This window comes from Pseudomonas sp. GXM4, from assembly GCF_008923895.1.
GTDB classification, from domain to species: Bacteria; Pseudomonadota; Gammaproteobacteria; order Pseudomonadales; family Pseudomonadaceae; genus Aquipseudomonas; species Aquipseudomonas atacamensis.
Genome location: NZ_WBRZ01000031.1, coordinates 23075 through 32393 on the forward strand (window position 1 = coordinate 23075; position 9319 = coordinate 32393).

Consider the following 9319-nt stretch of genomic DNA (forward strand, 5'->3'; position numbering starts at 1 on the left):
TGGCCGCGCTCGATAAGTCGCGGCGAAGGCTCAAAGATTAGTAATCGATCGGGTCGCGGATGATCGGGCAGGTCATGCAGTGGCCGCCGCCACGGCCTCGGCCGAGTTCGCCGGCGCTGATGGTGATGACCTCCACGCCAGCCTTGCGCAGCAGGGTGTTGGTGTAGGTGTTGCGGTCGTAGCCGATGACCACGCCGGGTTCCATGGCCACCACGTTGTTGCCGTCGTCCCATTGCTCGCGTTCGGCGGCGAAGCTGTTGCCGCCAGTTTCCACCACGCGCAGTTTCGGCAGGTTAAGCGCCGCAGCGACGGTGTCGAGGAAGCTGCCTTCTTCGCGGCGGATGTCGATGCCACCCTGTTTGCTTTCGTCAGGACGCAGGGTGAAGGCGACGATCTGGTTGACCACTTCCGGGAAGATCGTCACCAGGTCGCGGTCGCAGAAGCTGAACACGGTGTCCAGGTGCATTGCTGCGCGGGACTTCGGCAGGCCGGCGACGATGACTTTTTCCACCGCTTTGTTGTTGAACAGGTTCAGCGCCAGTTGGCCGATGGCCTGCCGCGATGAACGCTCGCCCATGCCGATCAGCACCACACCGTTGCCGATCGGCATGACGTCGCCGCCCTCAAGGGTAGAGTTGCCGTGGTCCTTGTCCGGGTCGCCGTACCAGATCTCGAATTCGGCGTTGGTGAACTGCGGATGGAATTTGTAGATGGCGGTGGTCAGCAGGGTTTCCTGACGGCGCGCCGGCCAGTACATCGGGTTCAGCGTCACGCCACCGTAGATCCAGCAGGTAGTGTCGCGGGTGAACTGGGTATTGGGCAGCGGCGGCAGGATGAAGCTGGAGTGGCCGAGGAAGTCGCGGAACATCTGGATGGTCTTGCCACCGAAGCTGTCCGGCAGATCATCGGCCGAGACGCCGCCAATCAGGAATTCGGCGATGTGCCGTGGCTCGAGGCTTTTCAGCCAGGATTTCACTTCGCTGATCAGGCCCAGGCCCACCGAGTCGGCAGTGACTTTGCGTTCGAGGATCCAGTCCAGCGCTTCGGGGATGGCGACGATGTCGGTCAGCAGGTTGTGCATTTCCACCACGTCGATGCCGCGCTCGCGCATCTTGGTGACGAAGTCGAAGTGATCGCGCTTGGCCTGCGCCACCCACAGCACGTCATCGAACAGCAGTTCATCGCAGTTGTTCGGGGTCAGCCGCTGATGGGCCAGACCTGGGGAGCAAACCATGACTTTACGCAGTTTCCCGGCTTCGGAGTGGACGCCGTACTTCACTTTTTCCGTGGTCATTTCTGTGTTCCTCCAGATGACAATTCAATCAGGGGTTACAGCGTCAGGAAGCCATCGTAGAGACCGTAGGCCGCCACCACGGCGCCCACGACCACTGCGGCGAAAATCAGCTTCTCGACGTTGGTGAAAACCGGTTGTTTGAGTTCCAGCTTGGCCTTGGCGAACAGGATCGCGCCGGGCGCATAGAGCAGGGCCGACAGCAGCAGGTACTTGACCCCGCCGGCGTACAACAACCACACCGCATAGATCAGGGCGATACCGCCGATGATCAGATCCTTGCGCCGCTCGGCGGCAAAGCCTTCGTAGCTCTCGCCGCGCACCGCCAGCAGCAGGGCATAGGCCGCCGACCACAGGTACGGCACCAGAATCATCGAGGTGGCGAGGTAGATCAGCGACAGGTAAGTGCTGGCCGAGAACAGGGTGATGATCAGGAACACCTGCACCATGGCGTTGGTCAGCCACAGGGCGTTGACCGGCACATGGTTGGCGTTTTCCTTGCGCAGAAACTCCGGCATGGTGTGGTCTTTGGCGGCGGCGAACATGATCTCGGCACACAGCAGCACCCACGACAGCAGCGCGCCGAGCAGCGAGATGATCAGGCCGACGCTGATCAGCACCGCACCCCAGTGACCGACCACATGCTCAAGCACGGCGGCCATCGACGGGTTCTGCAGTTTCGCCAGTTCCGGCTGGGTCATGATGCCCAGCGACAGCACGTTCACCAGCACCAGAAACAGCAGCACGGTGATGAAGCCGATCACCGTAGCCTTGCCGACGTCCGAGCGCTTCTCGGCGCGGGCGGAGAAGATGCTCGCGCCTTCGATGCCGATGAACACCCAGACGGTGACCAGCATCATGTTGCGCACCTGGTTCATCACACTGCCCAGATCAGGGTTTTTCACGCCCCAGATGTCGGCGGTGAAGATGTCCAGTCTGAACGCGAAGACTGCGATCAATACAAACAGCAGCAGCGGCACGACCTTGGCGACGGTGGTCACCAGGTTGATGAACGCCGCTTCCTTGATCCCGCGCAACACCAGGAAATGCACGCCCCACAGCAGCAAGGACGCGCCGATCACCGCCGCCGGGGTATTGCCTTCGCCGAAGATCGGAAAGAAATAGCCGAGGGTGCTGAACAGCAGAACGAAGTAGCCGACGTTGCCCAGCCAGGCGCTGATCCAGTAACCCCAGGCTGATGAGAAACCCATGTAGTCGCCGAATCCGGCCTTGGCGTAGGCGTAGACACCGCCGTCCAGGTCAGGCTTGCGATTGGCGAGGGTCTGAAAGACAAATGCGAGGGTGAGCATGCCGACTGCGGTGATGGCCCAGCCGATCAGCACTGCACCGACGTCGGCGCTGGCGGCCATGTTTTGTGGCAACGAAAATATCCCGCCGCCAATCATTGAACCGACTACCAGTGCAACCAGTGCACCGAGTCTTAGTTTTCCGGGCGCTTCAGACATTTGCATGACTCCATTGCAGGAAAGGAGAGCTCACAGCCTAGTACTGTTGTCTGTTCGAACAGCTGACATGGATCAGTGCATGGTCACATTCCATTGTTAATGAATGACTTGTCCGCCCGTTGCGGGCATAACGCTGTAGCCTCAAAGGCCCATTCCAGAGCCATTTCGCTGAAGCAATCGGGAATAGCTATTAATGCTTTCGAACTATGACGCTAGTTGCTTTTCAGCGATTGGCAAATGTCGGTCATCTGTTTTCAGCACAGAATCGAATAATCAAGATCGGCGAACAAAACTGACTTAATGTGCTACGCCTTATCGTGGTCGGCTATATATAGCGGTGCGAGATTCGGCATTACCTGATAAACGTCATCTACCCTTAGGCTTTTAGTCAGGTGTTGTTACAAATAAACAACAACGGCTCTTTCAAGGAGATCTGCATGTCGCAACCGACGCAAAAACTGCGCCTTGGTGCGTTGATCGCGCTGGTGGTCGGGTCGATGATCGGCGGGGGGATTTTCTCGTTGCCGCAAAACATGGCGGCACGCGCCGATGCAGGGGCGATCCTGATCGGTTGGGGCATTACTGCGATAGGCATGCTGACGCTGGCGTTCGTCTTTCAGACCCTGGCCAATCGCAAGCCGGAGCTGGACTCAGGCGTCTACGCCTACGCCAAGGCCGGGTTCGGCGATTACATGGGTTTTTCGTCGGCGTGGGGTTACTGGATCAGCGCCTGGCTGGGCAACGTCGGCTATTTCGTCTTGCTGTTCAGCACCCTTGGCTATTTCTTCCCGGTGTTCGGTCAGGGCAATACGCCGATCGCCATCGGCTGCGCCTCGGTGCTGTTGTGGGCGGTGCATTTTCTGGTGATGCGCGGGATCAAGGAGGCGGCGCTGATCAACCAGTTGACCACCGTGGCCAAGGTTGTGCCGCTGATCATGTTCATCGTCATCGCTGCCGTCGCGTTCAAGGCAGAGATCTTCACCCGTGACATCTGGGGCCGCAGCAACCCGAATTTCGGCGGGGTGATGGACCAGGTGCGCAACATGATGCTGGTCACCGTGTTCGTCTTCATCGGCATCGAAGGCGCCAGCGTCTATTCGGCCCGCGCAGAAAAACGCAGCGATGTCGGCCGCGCCACGGTGATCGGGTTTCTCGGTGTGCTGGCGCTGCTGGTGCTGGTCAACGTGCTGTCGCTGGGGATCATGAGCCAGCCGGAACTGGCCAACCTGCAGAACCCTTCGCTGGCAGCGGTGCTCGAGCACATCGTCGGGCCGTGGGGCGCATTGCTGATCAGCGTCGGGTTGGCGATTTCCCTGCTCGGTGCATTGTTGTCCTGGGCCTTGCTCTGCGCGGAAATCCTCTTCGCCACGGCCAAGGACAAGACCATGCCGGCGTTCCTCAAGAAGGAAAACAACAATCACGTGCCGGTCAACGCGCTGTGGCTGACCAATGTGATGATCCAGATTTTCTTGCTGATCACACTGTTCTCGGCGGGGACTTACACCAGCCTGATCTACCTGGCCTCGTCGATGATTCTGGTGCCGTACCTGTGGTCAGCGGCCTACGCGGTGCTGCTCAGCGGGCGCGGCGAAACCTACGAACACGCGTCGGCCGAGCGCACCAAGGATCTGCTGATCGGCGGCATCGCCCTGGTTTACGCGGTGTGGCTGTTGTATGCCGGTGGGGTGAAGTATCTGCTGCTGTCGGCGCTGCTGTATGCGCCGGGGGTGATTCTGTTTGCCAAGGCCAAGCGTGAACAGGGGCAACCGGTTTTTACCACGGTGGAGAAAGGGATTTTTGCCTGCGTGGTGATCGGGGCGGGGCTGGCGGCGTATGGGTTGTATAGCGGAGTGTTGTCGTTGTGATCTGAAAAGCAGCCCCTCACCCTAGCCCTCTCCCAGAGGGAGAGGGGATCTACCGAGGTGTCTGGCGCTATACATCGACCTGAGCGATCGAGTCGATTATGGATTCGACGAAAATCTTTCACGTCGGCGTAACTGTCCAATATCCCCCAATCAGTCCCCTCTCCCAGAGGGAGAGGGGATCTACCGAGGTGTCTGGCGCTATACATCGACCTGAGCGATCGAGTCGATTATGGATTCGACGAAAATCTTTCACGTCGGCGTAACTCTCCAATATCCCCCAATCAGTCCCCTCTCCCTCTGGGAGAGGGCTAGGGTGAGGGGCTTCTCATGGCCAACACGGAGGATGCGAGCCCAACTCCGTCGCCGGCCAATCCCACCGCACCGCCGTCCCGCGGATCTGCAGCGGCACGCGCAACCTCCGCGCCGGCCCCCACGCGGTCTGTTCAATCGCCGGATCCTGATCCAGTGCGTCTTCAGCCCGCAGCGGATCAAGCATCCCCGGCCCATGCTCGACCAACAGCTTCGCCGTCCGTGCCAGCGACAACCGCGCCGAACCCCCGCGACCGTTGGCCAGTCGTTCAGTCAGCAATCTGATCGCACTCGCCGCCAGCAGATACCCGGTCGCATGATCCAGCGCCTGCACCGGCAGTGGCGTCGGTTTATCGCTGTGCTGCCAGCGCTGTCCGGCCTCGGCGATGCCGCTGCTCATCTGCACCAGGCTGTCGAAGCCCCGGCGGTTCTGCCAGGGGCCGCTCCAGCCGTAGGCGTTGAGACAGACGTCGATCAGCCCCGGTGCCAGTTGCCTTCGGCGTTCAATACCAAACCCCAGATGTTCCAGCGCATCGGCGCGGTAGCCGTGCAGCAGAATGTCGGCGTCTTTCAACAGGCCTTCAAACACCGCGCGATCCGCAGGAGTCTGCAGATCCAGCCGCGCACAGCGTTTGCCCACGGTCATTTCCGGGACCACACCGGGCTCGTTCCAGCTCGGTGGATCGATGCGCAAGACGTTGGCGCCCAGCCCGGCGAGAAAGCGGCTTGCGGTGGGGCCGGCGAGCACGCGGGTCAGGTCGAGCACCTTGATCCCGGCCAGCGGTCGTGCGATCGAGCCTTGCCAGGCGGTGCGGTTCTCGTCCGTCTGCTCGCTGAATTGCACCAGCGCTTCGGCATTCACCGCCAGCCCCTGCGGATGCTGCTGCCACTGCGCCCAACTGCGCATCTCGGCGGCGCAGCCGTTGGCGTCGACCACTGCTTGTTCCAGATCCGCACTGTCCCATTGCGCGACTTTTGCCGCCATTGCGGCGCGGTCGGCGCAGGCGCCGAGCACGCGTTCAGCGGCGGCGCGGTGATGCGGAGCGTTGGTGTGCAGACGGATCCAGCCGTCCCGGGTCGCATAGTCGCCGGCGACGGGATCCCACAGCGGCGGCACCTGCCAGCCGATCGGGCGAAGCGAGGTGGAGAACCAGAACGAGGCCAGGCGTCGGTCGACTGCAACCGCAGGCAAGTGCCCGGTTTGCTGGTGAAGCAATTCGCTGAGCGCTTGGCTGGCAGCGGCGATGCTGGCGCAGGCCAGTTCAGTGACGGCGAACGCCGAGGGCAGCGCGCCGTCACCGGTGAAGAGTATTGGCGTGTGAGGCAAATCGAGTGCGGTTTGGATGGACGTGAGCAGATCAGTCATCGAAGGCCCTCCGGAACGAGAGGGCGATGATAGTGCAAAACATAACCGGGCTGGATTGAGGATCGTTCCCATGCTCCGCGTGGGAATGCCGCCCGGGACGCTCTGCGTCCCAATCGAAAGCTGGAACGCGGAGCGTCCCTTGATGCATTCCCACGCGGAGCGTGGGAACGATCAGATAGGTGGGGTGGCGATCAGACGCGAAACTGATCCATCAACTTCATCTGCTGGCTCGCCAGGCTGTTGAGCTGGCTGCTGATCGCTGCCGACTCGGTGGCCTGTTCGGTCAGGGTTTCGGTGACGGTGCGGATCGCCGAGACGTTGCGGTTGACCTCTTCGGCCACGGCGCTCTGTTCTTCGGCGGCGCTGGCGATCTGCAGGTTCATGTCGCTGATCAGTGTCACCGCGTCGCTGATCTTGCCCAGTGCATCGACCGCCTGACGAATCTGCCCGGCGTTGTTGTGCGCCTGGGTCTGGCTCGAGTGCATGGTCGCGACCACGCCACGGGTGCCGGTCTGGATGCGCTCGATGACGATGCGGATTTCTTCCACCGAATCCTGCGTGCGCTTGGCCAGGTTGCGCACCTCGTCGGCGACCACGGCAAAACCGCGACCGCTTTCACCGGCGCGGGCGGCTTCGATGGCGGCGTTGAGAGCCAGCAGGTTGGTTTGTTCGGCGATGCTGCGGATTACTTCCAGCACCGAACCGATCTGCTCGCTGTTGACCGCCAGCGCTTCGACTTCGGTCACCGCTTTGCTGACTTCATCGGCCAACTGATTGATGTCGCGGGTGCTGCGCTCGATGATCGCCATGCCGTCCTTCGCCGACTGATCGGCACCCTTGGCCGCATTGGCCGCGTTCGAGGCACTGTTGGCGACGTCGTGGGCAGTGGCGCTCATTTCGTTGGAGGCGGTGGCGACCTGATCGATTTCGCGGAACTGCACCTGCATGCCTTCGCTGGTCTGGCGGGCGATTTCCGACGATTGATCGGCCGTACCGCGCGCTTCGGTGATGCTTTGTTTGATCTGCGCGATGGTCGGCTGAAGCTTGTCGAGGAAGCGGTTGAACCAGTTCACCAGTTCGCCCAGCTCGTCTTTCTTGCTGTAGTTCAGGCGCTGGGTCAGATCGCCTTCGCCGCTGGCGATGTTCTTCAGCATCTCAGCAACGCTGTTGATCGGACGGGTGACGCCGGAGGCGGTGAGCCAGATCAGCAGCAGGCCGACCAGACCGGCCACGCCCGCCACCAGCAGGGCAGTGATCACGCCGGTTTGTTGCGCATCATCCAGTACCGCTTGCAGCTTTACCGAATCGGCCAGCAGCACGTGCTCGGGCAGGTCGATGACCACGCCCCAGGCGCGCGAATTGCCGATTGGGTCGACCGGGTAAACCGCGCGAATCAGGTCGCCCTGTTCGAGGATTTTCGCCGTACCGCTGCCGACCAGTTGCAATACATCCTTGCCATCGGCGCCGAGGGTGTCGCCGATTTTTTTGCCGACCCGCGTCGCGTCAGCACTGTCGGCCGCCAGCACACCGCTGCCGGAGACGATCAGCATATGCCCGGCGTTGTTGAACAGGCTGCGCTGCGAGTCGACGGCGGCGGCTTGCAGGGCGTCGAGCGCGATGTCGACACCGACCACGCCGATCGCTTTGCCATCCACCAGCAGCGGCACGGAAACGGTCGTCATGAGCATTTCCTTGCCACCGACGGTGTCGGCATACGGGTCGAGCAGGCAGGTGCGCTTGTTGTCGCGAGGGCAGGTGTACCAACTGTTGTACGGCGTGCCGCTGACGCTGAGGGTGGTCTTGGTCAGGTCGTCCTCGACCATGATCGTATTCAGCGCGGCGCCGGCGGCACGGCTCCAGTACGAGGCGAAGCGCCCGGCTTCGTTGGATTGCCGCGCGGCATCGTTGGCGAATTCGCTGTCCTTGCCGTCGAGGCCGTTGGGTTCGAAGGCCAGCCAGATACCGAGGACTTTATCGTTGCGCTCGAAAGCGGTTTTCAGACTCTGGTTCAACTCTTCCCGAACGGCGCCGGCTTCGAGTGAGCGCTTGGTGGCCATCGTCCGCAGATCCTTGATCTGATCGGCGAGGGCGGTGACCACCAGCAGGCTTTCACCAAAGGTTTTCTGCACCCGCACCGCTTGCTCGGCGGCCTTGGCCTGCAGCAGGTTCTGCACGCTGGCGGTGAGTAACTGGTTGCTGGATTGACTGACCAGCGCGTCGTTCTGGTTGGTCTGGTAGATGTTCATGCTGACAATCAGCGCCACCACTCCGAGCAGGCACAGGCCGGAGAGCAGGACGATTTTCAGGCGAATGGAAAGAGAGTCGAACATGGGGCGATCTCGCGAATGGAATAAACAGGTGGCTGGGCCTGAAGCCCGGTTTGCCAAATCCATTCAGCGCCATTCAATCCTCATCGGCGTTAAGCGAAACGGCATGAGGCGCTTGCCGACGGACGGTCGCTGCTAAACGTTTGCGCAGGGGAAAGTGCTGAAAAGGCTTTAATTACAGGGATGTTTCACTACCGCGACGGGCGTCTCCGGACGCGACCAGATCCACAGGTTGCCCATGGCCATGCCGGCAATCGCCAGATAGATCGGCCAGCCGTGATCGAGCATCACCAGCATCAACGTCGCACACAACAGCATGCTGACGGTGGCACTGAGCTTGGCCTTGCGCGCGATGATCCTGCCGTTGCGCCAGTTACTCAGGATCGGCCCGAACAGGCGGTGATTTTCCAGCCAGGCACTCAAGCGCGGCGAACTGCGGGTCGCGGCCCACGCGGCAAGGAGGATGAACTCGGTGGTCGGCAGGCCGGGCACGACGATGGCGATCAGGCCAATGCCGAGGCTGACATAGGCCAGCAGGCCGAACAGCAGACGGGCGAGTTTTGATGGGGCGGGTGCGGGCATGGGCTCAGCGGCGGCTTCTGAAGCGGAACGGGGATCTTACAGATTTGTGGTGAGCTCTGTGGGAGCGAGCCTGCTCGCGAAAGCGGTTGATCAGGCACATTGATGTTGAATGT

The 9319-nt window shown here is 61.4% G+C and carries 6 protein-coding genes and 1 pseudogene; 1 reads left to right on the forward strand and 6 read right to left on the reverse strand.

Annotated elements, in window-relative coordinates; all coding sequences use genetic code 11:
- Window positions 1-37: 37 nt before the first annotated feature.
- Both arcA and arcD (F8N49_RS07165) read right to left on the reverse strand, forming a co-directional pair.
- Entirely contained in the window at window positions 38-1294 is a 1257-nt protein-coding gene (gene arcA, locus F8N49_RS07160) for an arginine deiminase (protein ID WP_016773516.1), read from the reverse strand.
- Window positions 1295-1329: 35 nt separating this feature from the next.
- Window positions 1330-2757, reverse strand: coding sequence for an arginine-ornithine antiporter (gene arcD, locus F8N49_RS07165; protein WP_016773517.1), 1428 nt, complete (start codon window positions 2755-2757; stop codon window positions 1330-1332).
- 437 nt (window positions 2758-3194) lie between these two features.
- Here arcD (F8N49_RS07165) and arcD (F8N49_RS07170) point away from each other — a divergent pair, with 437 nt between their 5' ends.
- Window positions 3195-4622 carry an arginine-ornithine antiporter gene (gene arcD / locus F8N49_RS07170; RefSeq protein ID WP_122746778.1) on the forward strand — a complete coding sequence of 476 codons (1428 nt, stop codon included), beginning with the start codon at window positions 3195-3197 and terminating at the stop codon, window positions 4620-4622.
- A gap of 325 nt (window positions 4623-4947) precedes the next feature.
- Here arcD (F8N49_RS07170) and F8N49_RS07175 read toward each other — a convergent pair whose 3' ends face one another.
- The 4 genes and pseudogenes from F8N49_RS07175 to F8N49_RS07190 form a co-directional block, all read right to left on the reverse strand.
- Window positions 4948-6297, reverse strand: coding sequence for a CoA transferase (locus F8N49_RS07175; RefSeq protein ID WP_151551061.1), 1350 nt, complete (start codon window positions 6295-6297; stop codon window positions 4948-4950).
- A 191-nt stretch (window positions 6298-6488) separates the two neighbouring features.
- Complete coding sequence (locus F8N49_RS28530; protein WP_372241010.1) at window positions 6489-7244, reverse strand: methyl-accepting chemotaxis protein; 756 nt, start codon at window positions 7242-7244, stop codon at window positions 6489-6491.
- Between the two features lie 150 nt (window positions 7245-7394).
- A pseudogene (locus tag F8N49_RS28535) lies at window positions 7395-8690 on the reverse strand (chemotaxis protein); the annotation flags it as partial.
- 105 nt (window positions 8691-8795) lie between these two features.
- Window positions 8796-9206, reverse strand: coding sequence for a YbaN family protein (locus tag F8N49_RS07190; protein WP_122602096.1), 411 nt, complete (start codon window positions 9204-9206; stop codon window positions 8796-8798).
- Window positions 9207-9319: the final 113 nt, after the last annotated feature.

Bases quoted from the DNA above. Each gene is read 5' to 3' on its own strand.
- arcA (WP_016773516.1), bottom strand. From the start codon at position 1,294: ATGACCACGGAAAAAGTGAAGTACGGCGTCCACTCCGAAGCCGGGAAA.
- arcD (WP_016773517.1), bottom strand. From the start codon at position 2,757: ATGTCTGAAGCGCCCGGAAAACTAAGACTCGGTGCACTGGTTGCACTG.
- arcD (WP_122746778.1), top strand. From the start codon at position 3,195: ATGTCGCAACCGACGCAAAAACTGCGCCTTGGTGCGTTGATCGCGCTG.
- F8N49_RS07175 (WP_151551061.1), bottom strand. From the start codon at position 6,297: ATGACTGATCTGCTCACGTCCATCCAAACCGCACTCGATTTGCCTCAC.
- F8N49_RS28530 (WP_372241010.1), bottom strand. From the start codon at position 7,244: ATGCAGGTGCAGTTCCGCGAAATCGATCAGGTCGCCACCGCCTCCAAC.
- F8N49_RS07190 (WP_122602096.1), bottom strand. From the start codon at position 9,206: ATGCCCGCACCCGCCCCATCAAAACTCGCCCGTCTGCTGTTCGGCCTG.